This window comes from Paraburkholderia graminis, assembly GCF_003330785.1.
Lineage (GTDB): Bacteria > Pseudomonadota > Gammaproteobacteria > Burkholderiales > Burkholderiaceae > Paraburkholderia > Paraburkholderia graminis.
This window is the reverse complement of record NZ_CP024934.1, coordinates 436,575-454,708: the sequence shown is the minus strand read 5'-3', so window position 1 is coordinate 454,708 and position 18,134 is coordinate 436,575. Positions and strand designations below refer to the sequence as shown.

At 63.4% G+C, this 18,134-nt stretch carries 13 protein-coding genes; 8 read left to right on the top strand and 5 right to left on the bottom strand.

Annotated elements, in window-relative coordinates; translation table 11 throughout:
• Nucleotides 1-60 precede the first annotated feature (60 nt).
• Genes CUJ91_RS34270 through CUJ91_RS02040 form a run of 4 tightly spaced genes read left to right on the top strand, consistent with a single transcriptional unit; the run spans nucleotide 61 to nucleotide 3,236 of the window.
• On the top strand, nucleotides 61-237 hold the full coding sequence (locus CUJ91_RS34270) for a hypothetical protein (RefSeq protein ID WP_165919865.1): 177 nt from the start codon (nucleotides 61-63) through the stop codon (nucleotides 235-237).
• 2 nt (nucleotides 238-239) lie between these two features.
• Complete coding sequence (locus tag CUJ91_RS02050) at nucleotides 240-818, top strand: cupredoxin domain-containing protein (RefSeq protein WP_114155772.1); 579 nt, start codon at nucleotides 240-242, stop codon at nucleotides 816-818.
• Nucleotides 805-2,430: a b(o/a)3-type cytochrome-c oxidase subunit 1 gene (locus tag CUJ91_RS02045; RefSeq protein ID WP_006048005.1), complete on the top strand. Its 1,626-nt coding sequence runs from the start codon at nucleotides 805-807 to the stop codon at nucleotides 2,428-2,430. Before CUJ91_RS02050 ends, CUJ91_RS02045 begins: the two co-directional genes overlap by 14 nt.
• Nucleotides 2,427-3,236 carry a c-type cytochrome gene (locus CUJ91_RS02040; protein WP_114155771.1) on the top strand — a complete coding sequence of 270 codons (810 nt, stop codon included), beginning with the start codon at nucleotides 2,427-2,429 and terminating at the stop codon, nucleotides 3,234-3,236. The genes CUJ91_RS02045 and CUJ91_RS02040 overlap by 4 nt, the downstream gene beginning before the upstream one ends.
• A 166-nt stretch (nucleotides 3,237-3,402) precedes the next feature.
• On the opposite strand, the gene CUJ91_RS02035 is transcribed toward CUJ91_RS02040, so the two are convergent.
• On the bottom strand, nucleotides 3,403-5,061 hold the full coding sequence (locus CUJ91_RS02035) for a methyl-accepting chemotaxis protein (RefSeq protein WP_053857489.1): 1,659 nt from the start codon (nucleotides 5,059-5,061) through the stop codon (nucleotides 3,403-3,405).
• Between the two features lie 302 nt (nucleotides 5,062-5,363).
• Here CUJ91_RS02035 and CUJ91_RS02030 point away from each other — a divergent pair, with 302 nt between their 5' ends.
• Entirely contained in the window at nucleotides 5,364-6,164 is an 801-nt protein-coding gene (locus CUJ91_RS02030) for a bestrophin-like domain (RefSeq protein WP_006048008.1), read from the top strand.
• A 96-nt stretch (nucleotides 6,165-6,260) separates the two neighbouring features.
• Here the strand turns inward: CUJ91_RS02030 and ltrA are convergent, their stop codons facing one another.
• The 3 genes from ltrA to CUJ91_RS02010 form a co-directional block, all read right to left on the bottom strand.
• A complete protein-coding gene (ltrA, locus tag CUJ91_RS02025; protein WP_006046962.1) occupies nucleotides 6,261-7,631 on the bottom strand; it encodes a group II intron reverse transcriptase/maturase in 1,371 nt (456 codons plus the stop codon).
• A gap of 456 nt (nucleotides 7,632-8,087) precedes the next feature.
• Nucleotides 8,088-8,642 (bottom strand): single-stranded DNA-binding protein, encoded by a 555-nt coding sequence (locus tag CUJ91_RS02015; protein ID WP_006048009.1) that lies wholly within the window; start codon nucleotides 8,640-8,642, stop codon nucleotides 8,088-8,090.
• Between the two features lie 161 nt (nucleotides 8,643-8,803).
• On the bottom strand, nucleotides 8,804-9,991 hold the full coding sequence (locus CUJ91_RS02010) for an MFS transporter (protein WP_029969720.1): 1,188 nt from the start codon (nucleotides 9,989-9,991) through the stop codon (nucleotides 8,804-8,806).
• A gap of 244 nt (nucleotides 9,992-10,235) precedes the next feature.
• On the opposite strand from CUJ91_RS02010, the gene uvrA reads away from it, so the two are divergent.
• Together uvrA and CUJ91_RS02000 are read left to right on the top strand one after the other, a co-directional pair.
• On the top strand, nucleotides 10,236-13,109 hold the full coding sequence (gene uvrA / locus CUJ91_RS02005) for an excinuclease ABC subunit UvrA (RefSeq protein ID WP_006048011.1): 2,874 nt from the start codon (nucleotides 10,236-10,238) through the stop codon (nucleotides 13,107-13,109).
• A gap of 33 nt (nucleotides 13,110-13,142) precedes the next feature.
• On the top strand, nucleotides 13,143-14,228 hold the full coding sequence (locus tag CUJ91_RS02000) for an AI-2E family transporter (RefSeq protein WP_006048012.1): 1,086 nt from the start codon (nucleotides 13,143-13,145) through the stop codon (nucleotides 14,226-14,228).
• A gap of 66 nt (nucleotides 14,229-14,294) precedes the next feature.
• Here the strand turns inward: CUJ91_RS02000 and CUJ91_RS01995 are convergent, their stop codons facing one another.
• Nucleotides 14,295-16,481 (bottom strand): TonB-dependent siderophore receptor, encoded by a 2,187-nt coding sequence (locus CUJ91_RS01995; RefSeq protein WP_029969715.1) that lies wholly within the window; start codon nucleotides 16,479-16,481, stop codon nucleotides 14,295-14,297.
• A 326-nt stretch (nucleotides 16,482-16,807) separates the two neighbouring features.
• Here CUJ91_RS01995 and CUJ91_RS01990 point away from each other — a divergent pair, with 326 nt between their 5' ends.
• Nucleotides 16,808-18,091, top strand: coding sequence for a PepSY-associated TM helix domain-containing protein (locus tag CUJ91_RS01990; protein ID WP_114155770.1), 1,284 nt, complete (start codon nucleotides 16,808-16,810; stop codon nucleotides 18,089-18,091).
• Nucleotides 18,092-18,134: the final 43 nt, after the last annotated feature.

Here is an 18,134-nt window from a genome sequence, read left to right as displayed (position 1 = left end):
TGTCCCGTAGCGGCAGCAGCCGCGATTGAACCGCCGCATCGGAAACTGGAGAAGCCCTTGATGGAAGCGAACGATACCCGCACCGCGGGCCCATCCACGGATGAAGACGTCGAACGCGTGGTGGCCGCCGGTCCGCACGGCGCCGTTGCGGTGGCGGGCGTGGCTACGCTGATCGTGATGGCGATCTGGTTCGGCTTCTACTTCCTCGTGTTTCTGCCGCGCGGCGTCGTGCACTGATCATGTCCACCGAACCGCAACCTCAACATCCACCAGGCAGCGGCCACGCGATCGCGCTGCGCGCCGAACGCCGCTGGGCGATCTTCGTCAGCGCGCTGATCGTACTCATGCTCGCCGTGATCGTGTACTCCGGACTGCATTGGGCGATGATGCCGCCGTCGCGCGTGGAAACCATCGACCCGTCACGCCTGCAACTCTCGGGAGAATTCGTCGAAAACAATCTCGGCAGCGCGGTCGAGCCGGACGGCTCCGTGATCGTGCGTTTCATCGCGCAGCAGTATTCGTTCACGCCGCAGTGCCTGCTTGTGCCCGCGGACACGCCGATCACGATTCGCACGACAAGCGCCGACGTCGTGCACGGCCTGCTCGTCACCGATACCAACATCAACACGATGGTCGTACCCGGCTACGTGGCGACGCTGAACACGCGCTTCGACGCGCCCGCCGATCACACCATGCCCTGTCACGAGTTCTGCGGCTTCGGTCATCAGGCGATGTGGGCGCATGTGAAGGTGATCGACAAAGCGGCCTTCTTCGAGCAGGCCCGACAAACACGGAGGCTGAGCTGTGTTTCACGCTAAGCGACTCGTTCTCGCGCATTTCTGGCTCGCCTTTATCGCGTTCATCATTGCGCTCTTTCTCGGCGCCTGGCAGATGCTGGTGCGCAGCCCGCTCGCGCCTTGGATCGGCGACCCGGAACTCTACTACCGCTCGGTGACCGCGCACGGGTCCGTCATGGCCTACGTGCTGCCGACGCTGGTGTCGATGGGCTTCGGTTATGCCATCGTCGAGCTTGCGCTCGCGCAGCGCCTCGCCGGCCTCAAGTGGGCATGGGCCGCGTTCATCATGCTGGCGGTCGGCGCGGTGATGGCGATGGTGCCCGTGGCACTCGGCAAAGCCTCGGTGCTCTACACCTTCTATCCGCCGATGATCGGCAGCCCTTTCTATTACCTCGGCGTCGTGCTGGTCGTGGTCGGCTCATGGATCTGGGTCGCGCTGATGCACGTGAATCTGCGCATCTGGAGGCGCGCGAACCCCGGCAAACCGGTGCCGCTTGCGATGTTCGCCAACGTTGCGGGCGCGTACCTGTGGGCGTGGACCGCGGTCGGCGCGGCGCTCGAAATCCTCTTTCAGATTCTGCCGGTCGCGCTCGGCCTCACCAATACGATCGACGCCGGCCTCTCACGCATCCTGTTCTCGTGGACGCTGCACGCGATCGTCTACTTCTGGCTGATTCCCGCATACATCGCGTACTACACGCTGGTGCCGCGAGCCATCGGCGGGCGGCTTTATAGCGATTCGATGGCGCGCGTGTCGTTCATTCTGTTTCTCGTCTTCGCGATGCCGATCGGCATTCACCATCTGTTTGTCGATCCGCAGGTCGGCTCGGGCTTCAAGTTTCTGCACGCGGTGTTCACCGGAATGGTGTCGGTGCCCACGCTGCTGACGGTGTTCACGATTTGCGCGTCGGTGGAAATTGCCGGCAGGCTGCGCGGCGGCAAAGGCGCGTTCGGCTGGCTCACGGCATTGCCCTGGCAGAATCCGATGATGCTCGTCATCGCGTTCTCGTTCGTGATGCTTGGGCTCGGCGGCGCGGGCGGCCTTATCAACATGAGCTATCAGTTGAACTCGACGGTGCACAACACGCAGTGGGTCACCGGCCACTTCCATCTGATTTTCGGCGGCGCGATCGTCATCATGTACTTCGCGATCGCTTATGAATTGTGGCCGCAACTGACGAGCCGCGCGATCGTGTCGGTGAAGCTCGTACGCACGCAGTTGTGGCTATGGTTCATCGGGATGCTGGTGGTCACGCTGCCGTGGCATTACGTCGGCCTGCTCGGCGCGCCGCGCCGCATGGCTTACTACGACTACAAGATGCCGGGTCTCGAATCGCAGGCGTTCTGGGTCGGTGTGTCGGCAGTGGGCGGCCTGATTCTCGCGGTATCGGGCGCGCTCTTCATCTACATTCTCGCGAAGTCGCAGTTCGGGCCCGCGGTTGAGCAGCAACGCTTCCGCTTCGCGAGCGCGGTTCATCCGGTGGAACGCGTGCCGGCCGCGCTGAATACCTTCGGCTTGTGGGTCGCCTTGATGATCGGCCTGACCGTCGTCAATTACAGCGTGCCCATCGTTCAATTGCTCAAACTGCCGCAGACTTCGGTGCCCGCGGTCGTCGTCGGAGCCCAGCGATGAATCAGGAACGCGTCTTCAGCTTGCGCAACCCGTGGTTCACGGTGAGCGTCGGCGGCACGCTCGCGATTGCCGTCATCGCGATACTGATCGGCTTTGTCTGGCTGCCTTCGGCGAATAGCGCGTTCGCGGGCCGCGGCTTGTGGGCAACCATCTGCGGCGCGGCGGGCGCGCCGTCGAGCTGGTATGGCGGCGCGAACGTGGCGGGCCCGGCGCCGAGCGACGTGGTCGTGCTGCCGCCGTTGCGGCGCGTGCGGGCCGACGCGGATTCGATCGGGCGCGGCGCGACGATCGCGACGCAGAACTGCTCGATGTGCCACGGCGTGCTCGGCACCGTGCAGGTCACGGCGCCCGCATTGGCGGGTCAATACGCTGATGTGGTCTACAAGGAGTTGCGCGATTATCAGGAAGGCGTGCGGCAAAACTCGATCATGCAGCCGATCGTCGCGGCCCGCAGCGATCAGGATCTGCACGATCTCGCCGCTTACTATGCGTCGCTGCCGCGAGGTCCGGCGGCGGAAGTCTCGCCCACCGGCAGCACGCCCGATGCGAACGCGGTGCGGCTCGCGATGCAGGGCGATCCGCAGCGCAATATCGCGCCGTGCGCGGCGTGCCACGGACAGCTCGACCGCAAAGGCTCGGCGCCGTGGCTCGGCGGGCAGTCGTCGATTTATCTGGCCGCGCAAATGCGGGCGTTTGCTTCAGGCGCGCGTCGCAACGACATCAATGAGCAGATGCGCAATGTGACGCGGCAGATGACGTCGGCGGAGATAGATAGTCTTGCGAAGTATTATGCGGCTATGCAGTAAGGCGGGCTTGAGAGGACGTGCGTTGTTCGCGGTGCGTTGTTCGCGGTGCGTTGCTGGCGGTGCGTTGCTGGCGGTGCGTTGTTCGCCGTGCGGTACGGCTCAGCGCGCCGCCACCTGACGCACCCGACCGCGCCTCGCCTCACCCGCCAAACCGCTCACAAACGCATCAAGCCGTGGCGAACTCATCCGCCTCGCTTGCGGCAAACTGAGCCGCAACGCCGTTACCGTTACCGCGCCCCAACGCCGCCGTGACCCGCGACGACGAACCACCCTCCGTCTGAAACACAGCCACCGCCGACGTCAGCCTTCTCGCCTGCTCCTCCAGCGAACTCGCGGCCGCCGCGGCTTGCTCGACGAGCGCGGCATTCTGCTGCGTGACTTCATCCATTTGCGCGACGGCGAGATTCACCTGGTCGATACCCGCGCTCTGCTCGGTTGCCGCTGCCGCGATCTCGCCCATGATCGAGCTCACACGCGAGATCGCCTGCACGATTTCGCTCATCGTCGAGCCCGAGCGCTCGACCAGTTGCGAGCCGTTTTCGACGCGCGCCGTCGACGCGTCGATCAGCGCCTTGATCTCCTTCGCAGCCGCGGCGCTTCGCTGTGCCAACGAACGCACCTCGCTCGCGACGACCGCAAAACCGCGGCCCTGCTCACCGGCACGCGCCGCCTCGACGGCCGCGTTCAGCGCGAGAATGTTGGTCTGGAAAGCGATCCCTTCGATCACGCCGACAATGTCGGCAATGCGCCGCGAGTCGTCGACGATCTCGTGCATCGTGCCGACCACCTTGTCCGCCAGCTCGCCGCCCTGAGCAGCGAGCGTCGATGCGCCTTGGGCGAGCGAACTCGCCTGCTTCGCGTTGTCCGCCGTTTGCTTGACCGTCGACGTAAGCTCTTCGATGCTCGCCGCCGTTTCCTCGAGCGACGCAGCCTGTTCTTCCGTGCGTTGCGACAAATCCGTATTGCCGGCGGCGATTTCGCTCACGCCGCTGTCGATGGATTCCGTGCCTTGCCGCACTGACGTCACCGTCGCGATCAGCGATTCCTGCATCTTGCGCAGCGCCGCGGCGAGGCGCCCCATTTCGTTATTGCTCGTCACGACGATACGGCCGGTCAGGTCGCCATTCGCGATCCGCTGGAACTGCGCGATGGTCGCATCGACCGGAGTCACGATTGCGCGCACCAGCACCGCGCGGCCGATCAGCGAACCGAGCAGCGACACGACGATGCCGACCGCCACCGTCACGCAGATCGCGTAAAACAGGTCTTGTGCGCTCTGATAGCGCTGCGCGCCGTGATCGAGTTGCAACTGTTCGAGCGCGAGCATCGCTTTTTCATAGGCGCTGTACAGCGACGGCAGCTTGCGCGCCTGCAATTGCTGGAACGTGGGATGGTCGCCCGCCTTCAACGCGGCGAACGCCGGTTCCACGCCTTCGTGCAGGAACGTGTCGCGCTTCGTCTGCATGTCCTTGATCAGCCGCTGCTCGGTTTCGTCGGCGCTAGCGCGGCTCAAATAGTGGGCGAGGCGTTCGTCGGACGCTTTCTGGTATTGATCGAAGCGCTTGAGTACGGCGTTCGCGCCGTCCTGGTCGTTCAGATCCACCAGCGACGAATAAGTGGCCAGCGCGAGACGCAGCCGCAGCAACTGGCCGGCACTGCCTTCAAGATCGGCGACGGCGGGCGTATCCACGGTGTACATCTGCTGCAGCGACGCGTTGCTCGAGCGCAGCGACAGAAGCCCGGCCGCGGCGCCCAGCAGCAGCGCGGCGGCAAAGAAGGCGATCATCAAGGTAAGGCAACTGCGAATCGACAGATTTTTCAGCATCGGGCTAGTCTCCATTTGGGCTGCCTGACCGAATACTCAGTGAAAATGTGCCCGGCCACGCGTGCTGCGCCCAAGCCCGTTCGGCATGGTCCGCAACTTTTGTCAGAATTTAAGCGAATGCCACAGATAGGGACTACGGCGAAATAACTGGAAACTTTATGGTGATGACGCAAGCGTTTGCGTCGCATCAAAAATTCCGACGACGGCAAACAGCCTCGAAGCGCCGCATGGCGGGCCCGCCGGGTTCGTGGCACGCTAGCCGGATGCCGCCTGTCGACGCGAGCGCCACTGGGAGCACTTTTATGTCGGAAATAGGCTCGGCTCTGCTGGTTTTCGTTCTGCTGCTGGTGGCGACGGGGTTCGGCGTGTGGCTGCGGCCGCTGCTGCCCGAGGAGCACAAGGCGCACGAAACGGTGCAACTCGTGCAACTAGTGATCGGCATGCTGGTGACGTTCGCGGCGCTGGTGCTCGGTCTGATGACGGCATCGGCGAAATCGAGCTTCGACACAGCCGCGAACGATTTGCGCACCTACGCCGCCGACATCATCGAACTGGACACGACGCTCAGGGAGTACGGCAGCGACACGGACGCGGCGCGCAAGCTGTTGCGCGTCTACACGGCGGCGGCCGTTGCATCGACATGGCCGCGCGAGCCGGCGCCGGCCGGCGATTACCCGAAAAACCTCGGCTCGCCCGACAACTCGCAGAAACTGGAAAACGTGCGGCTCGGAGATTTGCTGACGTCGGTGGGCCGCCAATTGCGGCAACTGCGCGCGCATGACCCGCTGCAACAACACGCACTCGACGACAGCCTCACGCAGTTTCGCCGCGTCGTGGACGCGCGCTGGAAAATTATCGAGGAAGCGCATAGCTCGATTTCGCAGCCGTTCTTCAAGACGCTGACGTTCTGGCTTTGCGTGATCTTCCTGAGCTTCGGGTTGATCGCGCCGCGCAATGCACTGGCGCTAGTGACGATTACGCTCGGGGCTGTGTCGATTGCGTCGGCTATTTATGTGATCGTGGATCTCGATACGCCGCTGACCGGGCCGATCATGATTTCGAGTGCGCCGATGCGGGATGCGTTGGCGCATTTGGGGCGGTGACGACGGCTGAATCGGCATAGGGGACGGCCATGAGGCCGTACCCCTGCCACACCACCCGGCATGCGGGTCCGCACCGGGCGGTTCGGGAAGTTGAGGTTATGAGAGTCGGGGTACGCCCAGTTGGTCGAAGTAGGCGATGGTCAGCACGCGCTTGAGCGCACCGTCGCTATTGCGCCACCAGCAACGACTGTTCGCCGCCACTTGTCGCGCCACAGCGGCCGATGCCCCCAGCGCACGCAGTTCCCGGTAGATGGTGGTGCCACGGCGCCAGTGTTTGAGATGGATCGCGCGCAACCGGTGACGCAGCCACTCATCCAGTGCCAACCACACACCGGGTGTTTGCGCCAACCTGAAGTACGCCTTCCAGCCTTGCACGTAAGGCCGTAACTGTTCCACCACTTTCTTCATGCTGCGCCCGCCAGAGCGATGGGTCAGTTCACGGATGCGGTGTTTGAACGCCAGCAGCGGTTTGGCCGCCACCTTGCGTTTGACCACCCCACCCGCAGCCACCCACAGGCTGTAGCCCAGAAACTTGCGACCAAACACACTGGCCACCGCGCTTTTGGTCTCGTTGACCTTCAGCCGCAGTCGCCCATACAGACGCCGCAGCAGTGCCATCACCCGCTCACCCGCCCGGCGGCTACGAACATAGACATTCGCGTCGTCGGCGTAGCGCGCGAAGCAATGACCCCGCCGCTCCAGTTCCTTATCCACTTCGTCGAGCAGCACGTTGGCCAGCAACGGGGACAGTGGTCCGCCTTGCGGCGTGCCCTGATCCCGTTGCTGGACCACTCCGCCATCCATGATGCCGCTGCTCAGATACGCCCGGATCAGCCGGATTACGCCGGCATCATCGATTCGCTTCTGTAGACGGTCAATCAGGATGTCGTGGTTGACCCGGTCAAAGAATTTCTCCAGATCAACGTCCACCACGATTCGCCGACCCGACTGCACGTACGACTGCGCGGCTAACACCGCGTCGTGCGCACGCCGTCCAGGCCGGAAGCCGTGGCTGTGCTCGCTGAAGGTAGGGTCCAGAACCGGCTGTAGCACCTGTAGCAGCGCCTGCTGGATCAACCGGTCCGTTACCGTCGGGATGCCAAGCTCGCGCTCGCCTCCATCCGGCTTCGGTATCGTCACCCGACGTACCGGGCTGGGCCGGTACGTCCCCTTGAGCAACTGTTCACGGATCGCGGGCCACGCCGTCACCAGATGACGCGACGTCTGGTCAACGTCCAGACCGTCCACGCCAGCGGCTCCCTTGTTGGACCGGACCCGTTTGAACGCCTGCTTCAGGTTCTCTCCTGTCAGCGCCGCTTCCAGCAGCGCCGACCCTGTGTCCCCGGATTCATGTCGCGGGCAGCAGGCTTCATCGCTAGTCGGTGTACGCCGTGCAGCTTCACCGCACGTGACCCCCACCCGCCCCGCTTGCGCGGGCATCTGACGCATTGCCTGTCGCATCGACATGACGCTGGACACTCCTTCCCGTTTAGCCCTTCGTCACCAGCTTCGGCCTCATCAACCTGTCCTGTGACTACTACGGCCTCTGCTGACTTCTCGCTCCGGCTCGACGCCGTTGCCCTTTCAGGCACGAGGCGAGATCTCCCCAGGTAAGAACGCAATCCTTCACCGCACAACCGCCGCATTTACGTTGCCTGATCCTTGACCACGAGAGCTTCGCGCTTCTTTGCACGCTCGCCCTGATCGGCACCGCCTCATATCCGGTTCTTGTTCATCGGCTCGCGGTTTCGCTCCACGCTTCCTCCCCACGCTCGGTCGCCCTCACGCAGTTGCGCTTCACTTCGTTCGCTGTGGTCAACTCACGATGGGACTTGCACCCACAAGATTGCGCCCATGCTGGGCGCACAAAGAAAAAACCCCGCTGAGGAAGCGGGGTTTTGCTGGCTTTGCGCTACGGGCCGATCAGAACGGAATATCGTCATCCATCTCATCGAACCCACCGCCGGCCGGCGCGCTCGGACGGCTGGAACCACCACCGCCGCCGCCAGCACCAGCGCCACCGCCGCTGCCGCCACGCGAACCGCCGCCCGACATCGCACGGCCGCCGCCACCGCCACCACCGCTGCGCTCCGACGGCTCGCCGCGGCTATAGCCGCCTTCATCGCCGCCACCCATCGAGCCGCCGCGGCCGCCCAGCATTTGCATCTGCTCGGCGACGATTTCCGTCGAGTAACGGTCGGTGCCGTCCTGCGCCTGCCACTTGCGGGTGCGAATACGTCCTTCCAGATAGACCGACGAGCCTTTCTTCAAATATTCGGACACGATCTCCGCGAGGCGGCCGAAGAACGACACGCGATGCCATTCGGTGGCTTCCTTCATCTCGCCGGATGCCTTGTCCTTGTACCGATCCGTCGTGGCAAGGCGGATATTCGCCACTGCGTCGCCGCTCGGAAGATAACGGACTTCCGGATCGGCTCCGAGATTGCCGACGAGAATGACCTTGTTCACGGATGCCATGAGTTTCTCCTGTTGATTCCATGTCGGGCGGCGCGGCAATTCGCGGTTCGCGTCTCATGGCCTGCGGGCCGTGGATCGGAATGCGCCTCTGCCCGCCGCCGGGTGAGTTCTGGGTGATGCCGGGATAGGCCCCGAATATGCTGCGTGCGCCGCGAAATTCTTCAGGCCTTGCGCGGCGGCTGTTTCATCTTTGCGGCGATTATAAGCCAGCATAAGACGAGCCCCGAGCACGCAAAAAACACCGTGCTGGGGCCATCCACTTTCAACAGCCAGCCGCCGATCATGCCGCCCAACGCGAGACCGATGGACTGCGTCGTGTTGTACACGCCGGCAGCCGCGCCCTTGCGGTTGCCCGGCGCCAGTTTCGACACCAGCGAAGGCTGCGACGCCTCGAGAATATTAAAGCCGAGAAAGTACACAAAGAGGATGGCCGCCACACTCAGAATCGTATGCGGAGCGACGCCCAATAACAACTGTCCGAACAGGATAAGAGCGATCGCAGAGAGCAGCACGGTTTTCATCTGTCCGCGCTTTTCCGCGGCGATGATCGCCGGCACCATCATCACGAACGACAGTCCCATGACCGGCAAATACACCTTCCAGTGCGACGCGACCGGCAGGCCGCCGGCTTCCAGAATGCGCGGCACGACGAGGAACAATGCCGTTTGAGTGGCGTGCAAAACGAGCACGCCGAAATTCAGGCGCAGCAGTTCGACGTTGTGCAGCACTTCGGCGAACGGCGCGCGCACATGCACGGGCTTCGGCGCATCGGGCACGACCCACAGCACGACGCCCACGGCCAGGATCGAAAACACGCCGACCAGCGTGAACAGCCCGCTCATGCCGACCCAATGAAAGACGATCGGCGCGCCGACAATCGCGACCGCGAACGACATGCCGATGCTGCCGCCGACCATCGCCATCGCCTTCGTGCGGTGCTCTTCGGCGGTGAGGTCGGCGATAAAAGCAATCACCGCCGACGACACCGCGCCCATGCCCTGAATCACCCGGCCGACGATGATCCACGTCATGTCGTGCGCGCCCGCCGCGACGAAGCTGCCAAGCGCGAAGATCAGGAGCCCCGTCGCGATGACCGGCTTGCGGCCCACCTTGTCGGAGACCCAGCCGTAGAAGATATACAGCATCGACTGCGTGACGCCGTACGCGCCGAGCGCGATGCCGACGAGCAGCACGTTGTCACCGCCGGGAATCGTCTTCGCGTAGATGGAGAACACCGGCATGATCATGAAGAGACCGAGCATGCGCAGCGCGAAGATGGCGGCAAGCGACACGGTCGCGCGCAGTTCAGGCGCGCTCATGCGTGAAGATGTGGCGGACGGATTGGACATCGGAAGCGTTCTTTGAATGAGCTGGTCGCGGACCGGGCAGCACGGCCGGACGGCTTTCCCGGGAGACGCCTTGCACTGACGGAAAACGGCCCCAGTTAGATTTTTGCCGCAGCGCCTGGCCGCAGTCTTACAGCACGCCTAAGGTCTTGTTGAGGCCGTCAGGAAGCCGTAACGGCGGCCTTGAAAAGTCGTTATAGTAGCAGGTTTAGCCTCTTCCTCTTTCCGCAGTTCATGGAATAAATCCGTGGAACAAATCCGTATTCGTGGGGCTCGCACCCACAACCTGAAGAACGTCAATCTCGACCTACCACGTCACAAGCTCGTCGTTATTACCGGTCTTTCCGGCTCGGGGAAATCGTCGCTCGCGTTCGACACGCTCTACGCGGAAGGACAGCGGCGCTACGTCGAAAGCCTGTCGGCCTACGCGCGTCAATTCCTGCAATTGATGGAAAAGCCCGATGTCGATCTGATCGAGGGCCTGTCGCCGGCCATCTCGATCGAGCAGAAGGCCACCTCGCATAACCCGCGTTCGACGGTCGGCACCGTCACCGAGATTCACGACTACCTGCGGCTATTGTTCGCACGCGTCGGCACGCCCTATTGCCCGGACCACGAAATCCCGCTCGAGGCGCAAAGCGTGTCGCAAATGGTCGACGCGGCGCTCGCGTTGCCCGACGAAACGAAGCTGATGATCCTCGCGCCGGTCGTGGCCGACCGCAAGGGCGAGCACGTCGAACTGTTCGAGGAAATGCAGGCGCAGGGCTTCATCCGTTTCCGTGTGCGCTCGGGCGGCGGCACGGCCAACGAAGGCGCCGCGAAGATCTACGACGTCGACTCGCTGCCGAAGCTGAAGAAGAACGACAAGCACACCATCGACGTGGTCGTGGACCGCCTGAAGGTGCGTCCCGACATGAAGCAGCGTCTCGCGGAATCGTTCGAAACCGCGCTGCGTCTCGCCGACGGCCGCGCGATCGCGCTCGAAATGGACACGGACAAGCAGCATCTGTTCAGTTCCAAGTTCGCGTGCCCGATCTGCTCGTATTCGCTTCAGGAACTGGAGCCGCGGCTCTTCTCGTTCAACAATCCGATGGGCGCGTGCCCCGAATGCGACGGCCTCGGCCAGATTACTTTCTTCGATCCGAAGCGGGTGGTCGCGCATCCGTCGCTGTCGCTTGCGGCTGGCGCGGTGAAGGGCTGGGACCGGCGCAACCAGTTCTACTTCCAGATGCTGCAAAGCCTCGCGGCGTTCTACGATTTCGACATCGACACTGCCGTCGAAGACCTGCCGGAAAAGGTCCGCAAGATCCTGCTGTTCGGCTCGGGCAAGCAGGAAATTCCGTTCTCGTACATCAACGAGCGCGGGCGCGCGTCGGTCCGCGAGCATGTGTTCGAAGGCATCATTCCGAATCTGGAGCGGCGTTACCGCGAAACGGATTCGGCCGCGGTGCGCGAGGAACTCGCCAAGTACCAGAACAATCAGCCCTGCCCCGCGTGCGCGGGCACGCGGCTGCGCCGCGAAGCGCGCTTCGTGCGGATCGGCGCGGACGGCGACGCGCGCGGCATCTACGAAATCAGCGGTTGGCCGTTGCGCGATGCGCTCGGCTACTTCCAGACGCTGCGCCTCGAAGGCTCGAAGCGCGAGATCGCCGACAAGGTCATCAAGGAAATCGTCGCGCGGCTCATGTTCCTGAACAACGTCGGGCTCGATTATCTGTCGCTCGAACGCAGCGCCGAAACGCTGTCGGGCGGCGAGGCGCAGCGCATTCGCCTCGCGTCGCAGATCGGCTCCGGCCTCACCGGCGTGATGTACGTGCTCGACGAGCCGTCCATCGGACTGCATCAGCGCGACAACGACCGGCTGATCTCCACGCTCAAGCATCTGCGCGATCTGGGCAACTCGGTGATCGTGGTCGAGCACGACGAAGACATGATCCGCATGGCCGACTACGTGGTCGACATGGGTCCGGGCGCGGGCGAGCATGGCGGCATGGTGATCGCCGAGGGCACGCCGAAGCAGGTGCAGGCCAATGCGGCTTCGATGACGGGGCAGTACATGTCCGGCGCGCGCACCATCGAGTATCCGGACGAGCGCAAGGACCCGGACGAGCGGCATCTGCGCATCGTCGAGGCGCACGGCAACAATCTGCGGCACGTCACGCTCGATCTGCCGGTCGGGCTGCTGACGTGCGTGACCGGCGTGTCGGGCTCGGGCAAGTCGACGCTCATCAACGACACGCTGTATCAGGCGGTCGCGCATCACCTTTATGGGTCGTCCACGGAGCCTGCGCCGTACGAGTCGATCGAGGGACTGGAGCATTTCGACAAGGTGATCAACGTCGACCAGTCGCCGATCGGCCGCACGCCGCGCTCCAATCCGGCCACTTACACGGGCCTCTTCACGCCGATCCGCGAACTGTTCGCGGGCGTCCCCGCCGCCAAGGAGCGCGGCTACGACCCGGGGCGTTTCTCGTTCAACGTGAAGGGCGGCCGCTGCGAGTCCTGTCAGGGCGATGGCGTGCTGAAGGTCGAAATGCACTTTCTGCCGGACGTGTACGTGCCTTGCGACGTCTGCCACGGCAAGCGCTACAACCGCGAAACGCTCGACGTGCAGTACAAAGGCAAGAACATCAGCGAAGTGCTCGACATGACCGTCGAGCACGCGTACGAGTTCTTCAGGCCGGTGCCGGTCGTCGCGCGCAAGCTGAAAACCTTGCTCGACGTGGGCCTCGGCTATATCCGGCTGGGGCAGTCCGCGACCACGCTGTCGGGCGGCGAGGCGCAGCGCGTCAAACTATCCCTGGAACTGAGCAAGCGTGATACCGGTCGCACGCTATACATTCTCGACGAACCCACGACCGGGTTGCACTTTCATGACATTGCGCTGCTGCTGGAAGTTATTCATCGGTTACGCGACCAGGGTAATACCGTCGTGATCATCGAGCATAATCTCGATGTAATCAAAACTGCCGACTGGGTCATCGACATGGGTCCGGAAGGCGGCGCGGGCGGCGGCCAGATCATCGCGCAAGGCACGCCCGAGCAGATCGCGAAGTCCAAAGCAAGTTTTACCGGTAGATACCTGGCGCCTTTGCTGAAACGCGCGGCCAGTAAAAAGTAACGCTGCACAACACGGGTTGGAGACGGATAAGCCATGGCCAAGCGGAATCAGGCGAGCGAAGAAGGGCAAGTGCAGGACCTGCGCCCACGCCCGGTCAGGCTGACCAGCAATATGAGCCTGCCGAAACTCTCGGCGGTCGAGATCGGCAGCTATGTGCTGATGCTGTTCGGCATGTGGGCGGTGATCCAGCTCCGGCTGCTCGGCGCGCTGCTCGCCGGGCTGCTGGTGTTCCAGCTCGTGCATACCATCGCGCCGCGCATCGAGCGGCATATGTCGAGCGGGCGGGCGCGCTGGCTGGCGGTCGTGATTCTCTCGACGGTGATCGTGGGCGCGCTCACGGGCCTGACGCTCGGCGTCATCGAGCACTTCGAGAACGACGTGCCGAGCGTGCAGAAGCTGCTCGACCAGGCGATGCAACTGATCGATCAGGCGCGCGGCCGGATTCCGCAATTCATCGCGAGCTCTCTGCCGGTCGACACCGAGCAGATGAAAGCCAAGGCCGGCGAACTCATGCAGACGCACGCGAACATGCTGCAACAAAGCGGCAAGACGGCGGCGCGCGCGTTCACGCACATTCTGATCGGCATGATCATCGGCGCGATTATCGCGGTCAGCGCGCAGAAGCATATGCAGCGGCTGCCGCTGTCCACGGCGTTCGTCACGCGCGTGACGCGTTTCGCCGACGCGTTTCGCCGCATTGTTTTCGCGCAAGTGAAAATCTCCGCGATCAACGCGGTATTCACCGGCATCTTCCTGCTGGTCGTGCTGCCGATGTTTCACGACCAGTTGCCGCTGTCGAAAACGCTGGTGCTGATTACGTTCATCGTCGGCTTGCTGCCGGTCATCGGCAATCTGATTTCGAACACGATTATCGTGGCGGTCGCGCTGTCGGTCAGCTTTCCTGCCGCGGTCATGTCGCTCGCGTTTCTGATCCTGATCCACAAGCTCGAGTACTTCCTGAACGCGCGGATCGTCGGCGGACAGATCGAGGCGCGCGCGTGGGAACTGCTCGTGGCGATGCTCGTCATGGAAGCCGCGTTCGGTCTGCCGGGCGTGGTCGCCGCGCCGATCTTCTATGCGTATATCAAGCGTGAGCTGATTTATCTGAGGCTGGTTTAGGTTCGTTGCGCGCCGCTCGGCTCGCAGGCAAGGAAAACGGCACCGCGGTGCCGTTTTTTTTCATCGTCAGAAGTCGATGCGCGCGTTCAGTGACAGCGTGCGCGGATCGCCCGGCGTCACGTAATCCGCGTACTGGTATTCCCAGTAACGGCGGTTGAGCAGGTTGTCGATGGCCGCGCGGAACGTCACGTCATAGCCGCCGATTCGCGTCGCATAGCTCGCGCCGAGGTTCACGAGCATATAGCCCGGCGCGTTCAGATTCGACGACGGCCGCACGTTCGTATTGCCCGTGAACTTGGCGTCCGCGCCGATGCGCAGACCCGGCACGTACGGCACCGAGTAAGTCGCATGACCGGCGACGACGAACTGCGGCGCGCCCGCCACGCGATTGCCGTTGTTGGCCGCGCCACGCTCGTACTTCGTATTGATCCACATGAGATCGCCGCCGACATTCCAGTGGCTGCCGAGACGCACGTCGCCGCCCATCTCGATGCCCTGGAAGATCGACTCGCCGTCCTGCGTGTAGACGTTCGCGCTGTTCGCGTAAGCCGCGCCGCGTTCGATGCGGAACAGCGCGGCCGTCGCGCTCCAGCGTCCCTGCTCCGTCTTGATGCCGACTTCGTACTGCTTGCTGCGCAACGGCTTGAGCAGCTCGCCGCGGTTTGCATACGTGTCGCCGACCACCGTGCCCGCTTCCAGTGACTCCACGTAGCTCGTGTAAAGCGTCGTGGTCGGCGCGAGCTTGAACATCACCGCGACGGTCGGCGTGACCACGCCGTTCTGGCTGTACGTCGACGTTGTGGCGCCGCTGGTCGAGTAGCCGTGCTGCTCGTAGTTCGTGTACCGCACGCCGCCGAGCACCGACCAACGCTGCGTCAACTGGATGGTGTCGCTCGCGAACAGCGCCTTCTGCGTGATGTCGCTGTCGCGATACGTGTAGTAGTTCGACGCGCCGCCGAACGTGTTCGTATTCGGCTGATAGATGTTGCCCGTGCCGATCTGCCCGAAGAAGCTGTTCGCGCCGTAGTCGTTCGTCTGCCGCTGATACGCGGCGCCGAATACGAGTTGATGCTGCAGCGGTCCGGTCTTCACCTGGCCTTCCGCGGACACCTGCCACAAGCTCAGCTGATGCCCTTCCTTGCCGGCGAAACGGCTGTCGGTGTAATCGCCCGCGCCGTTCAGCAGGTAGTACGTGCTTTCGTTGCGATCGCGCGAGCTCTTGCTGTAGCTGTAGCTCGCATTGAGCGTCCAGTTCTCGCCGAGGTTGTACTGAAGCCCCGCCGTGTAGAGCTGCAGGTTCGTATTCAGATGCTGGTCGGGACCGGACAGGTCGCCGGTGCCGCCGCTGATCGTATGCGGGAGCGACGTGCCGGTGTATTGCGCCGTCGAAATCGAACCGGTGATGCCGGTGGAATGGCGCTCCTGATACAGCGCGCCGAAGGTGGCCTTGAGGTCGCGCGTGATGCGGGCGTCGAGCGCGACCGAAACCGAATCGCGCCGCACGTTGCCGTCGTTATAGGTTTTGCCTTCCTCGTGCGTCGCGTTCAGGCGATAGCCGAACATACCGTTGGGGCCGACGCGGCCGCCGAGGTCCGCGTGCTCGGTCCAGACGCCGTCCGTGTAATAGCCGACGTCGACGCTGCGCACGGGCGTCGTCGAGACCGGCGGCTTCTTCGTCACGTAGTTGACGACGCCGCCCGGCGCGCCGAAGCCGTACATGAAGCCGGTCAGGCCTTTCAGCAACTCGACTTTTTCGAGCTGCTCGTACGGCATCGTGATGCCATAGCTGTTGAACGGCATGCCGTCGATTTTGAAACCCGACTGCCAGTCGAGCTGCATGCCGCGCACCGTCAGATACGTGGCCCACGCGTTGTACGCGTTGCCGTTGTCGGACACGGAGGCGTCGGTGGCGAACACGTCGCCGAGTTTCGACGGCTGGCGATCCTGCAACTCCTCGCTCGTCACGACGGTCGTCGAAAACGGCGTATCGAGTTGCGAACGCGTGCCGAGCGCTCCGCTGCCGACGTCCTCTTTCAGATGCTGCGTGGTGTCCTGCGCCGCAGTGACTTTGACCGTCGGCAGCGCCTTGTCTTCGCTATCCGCCGATGCCGATGGCGACGCTGGTGTCGACGCCGGCGGCACTGACTGTGCGAGCGCCGCCTGAGTGGCCGTCAGCGCCAGGCACGCGGCCCAGTGCAATCGACGCTTCGTGCGCGTTTTCTGTGGACGCGCTTCCCCGTTATGTTTGTTCATTCCCTTTCCCGTCGTCGGTGATTCACTTAACGAATGAGAATCATTCCCATTACACGGGACGGGATGATGCCGAAAAACTATGCGGATTGTAAGCCCCTTCATGCGACATTTTGCCGCACTTGGCACGCGCGGACGGTGGGCCAAGCCTTATGCAGCGGGACTTCAACGGGTTTTGACGCGTCGCAGCAACTATCGCCTTAGCAAACCTTTCAGAGAACTTGCCGCCGACAACGTGCGTCGCTTAAGATGCGAACAATTCCCATTTACGCGCCGACTCTCGCAGTGACACGTCCCCCGGATTTTTTCTTGCTTTCGTTGGCCCGCTCATGAGGCGCCAGTTCGTTCGCCTGCATCGCTGGTTCGGCGTGGCCACGGCGCTGTTCCTGTTCGTCGCGGGATTGACCGGCGCGGTGATCGCGTGGGATCACGAACTCGACGCCGCGCTCAACCCGTCCTTCTTCGAGGCGCGCACGCCAGGGCCGGCGTTGTCGGGGCTGGAACTCGCGCGGCGCGTCGAGGCTGCCGATCCGCGCGTGCAAGTGACGTATCTGCCGCTCGCGGCCGAGCCCGGCCATACGTTGCAGATGATGGTGCTGCCGCGCATCGACCCGGCCACGCGAGCGCCGTACAAGCTGGACTTCAACCAGATCGCCGTCGATCCGGCCACCGGCGACGTGCAGGGGCGCCGCGAATGGGGCGCCTTTTCCCTGTCGCGCATCAACCTGATTCCGTTCATTTACAAGCTGCACTACACGCTGCATTTGCCGTTTACCGGCGGCGTCGATGCCGGCGTCTGGCTGATGGGCGTGGTCGGCATCGTCTGGCTGTTCGACAGCGTCATTGCGCTCGGCCTGTCGTTTCCGAGTCTCAAGGCGTGGCGCAAGTCGCTCGCGTTCCGCTTCGGGCGCGGCGGCTATGCGCTCACCTTCGACCTGCATCGCTCGGGCGGCGTGTGGATCTGGGGCCTGCTCATGATCGTCGCGCTGACGTCGGTGTCGATGAACCTCGCCGCACCCGTTGTGCGCCCCATCGTGTCGATGTTTTCGACGCTGACGCCGGACCCGATCAACAACCCGGAGATCGTCCGCGCGCCCAAGCCCAGCCACGGCGTGCTGAGTCGCGAGCGCATCGTGCAACTCGCCGAAGAAGCCGGCAAGGCGCAGCACATCGCCGTGCCGCCGGGCGGCATGTACTACGCGGAGTTCCTGCACACCTACGGCGTGGGCTTCTACGAGACGGGCAACGATCACGGCGACATGGGCCTCGGCAACCCGTGGATGTACTGGGACGCGGCCACCGGCAAACTGCTCGGCAAGCAGATTCCCGGCAAGGGCACGGCCGGCGACATCTTCATGCAGGTTCAATTTCCGCTGCACTCGGGTCGTATTCTCGGTGTCGGCGGACGGATATTGATTAGCGCGGTCGGCATCGCAGTGGCCGTGCTGAGCGCGACTGGATTGCTGATCTGGCTAAGGAAGCTGAATGCGCGCCGAGGGGCGGCGGTAAAGGCGAGGAAGGCTCAGAGCGTGGAGGAAACTCAGAGAGCGCCAGTCGCGCGCAACGCCGACCGGATGCCGGAGCGGTCACGGGAAGAGGTGGCGTCGGAATAAGGCGGCGGGAGGAGAGCAATTCATCGCGGCGGCATCTTCAAGC

Coding starts and splice junctions, on each gene's coding strand:
- CUJ91_RS02035 (WP_053857489.1), bottom strand. CDS start 5,061: ATGCTGAAAAATCTGTCGATTCGCAGTTGCCTTACCTTGATGATCGCC.
- CUJ91_RS02040 (WP_114155771.1), top strand. CDS start 2,427: ATGAATCAGGAACGCGTCTTCAGCTTGCGCAACCCGTGGTTCACGGTG.
- CUJ91_RS01990 (WP_114155770.1), top strand. CDS start 16,808: ATGAGGCGCCAGTTCGTTCGCCTGCATCGCTGGTTCGGCGTGGCCACG.
- CUJ91_RS34270 (WP_165919865.1), top strand. CDS start 61: ATGGAAGCGAACGATACCCGCACCGCGGGCCCATCCACGGATGAAGAC.
- CUJ91_RS02015 (WP_006048009.1), bottom strand. CDS start 8,642: ATGGCATCCGTGAACAAGGTCATTCTCGTCGGCAATCTCGGAGCCGAT.
- ltrA (WP_006046962.1), bottom strand. CDS start 7,631: ATGTCGATGCGACAGGCAATGCGTCAGATGCCCGCGCAAGCGGGGCGG.
- CUJ91_RS02050 (WP_114155772.1), top strand. CDS start 240: ATGTCCACCGAACCGCAACCTCAACATCCACCAGGCAGCGGCCACGCG.
- CUJ91_RS02000 (WP_006048012.1), top strand. CDS start 13,143: ATGGCCAAGCGGAATCAGGCGAGCGAAGAAGGGCAAGTGCAGGACCTG.
- CUJ91_RS01995 (WP_029969715.1), bottom strand. CDS start 16,481: ATGAACAAACATAACGGGGAAGCGCGTCCACAGAAAACGCGCACGAAG.
- CUJ91_RS02010 (WP_029969720.1), bottom strand. CDS start 9,991: ATGTCCAATCCGTCCGCCACATCTTCACGCATGAGCGCGCCTGAACTG.
- CUJ91_RS02030 (WP_006048008.1), top strand. CDS start 5,364: ATGTCGGAAATAGGCTCGGCTCTGCTGGTTTTCGTTCTGCTGCTGGTG.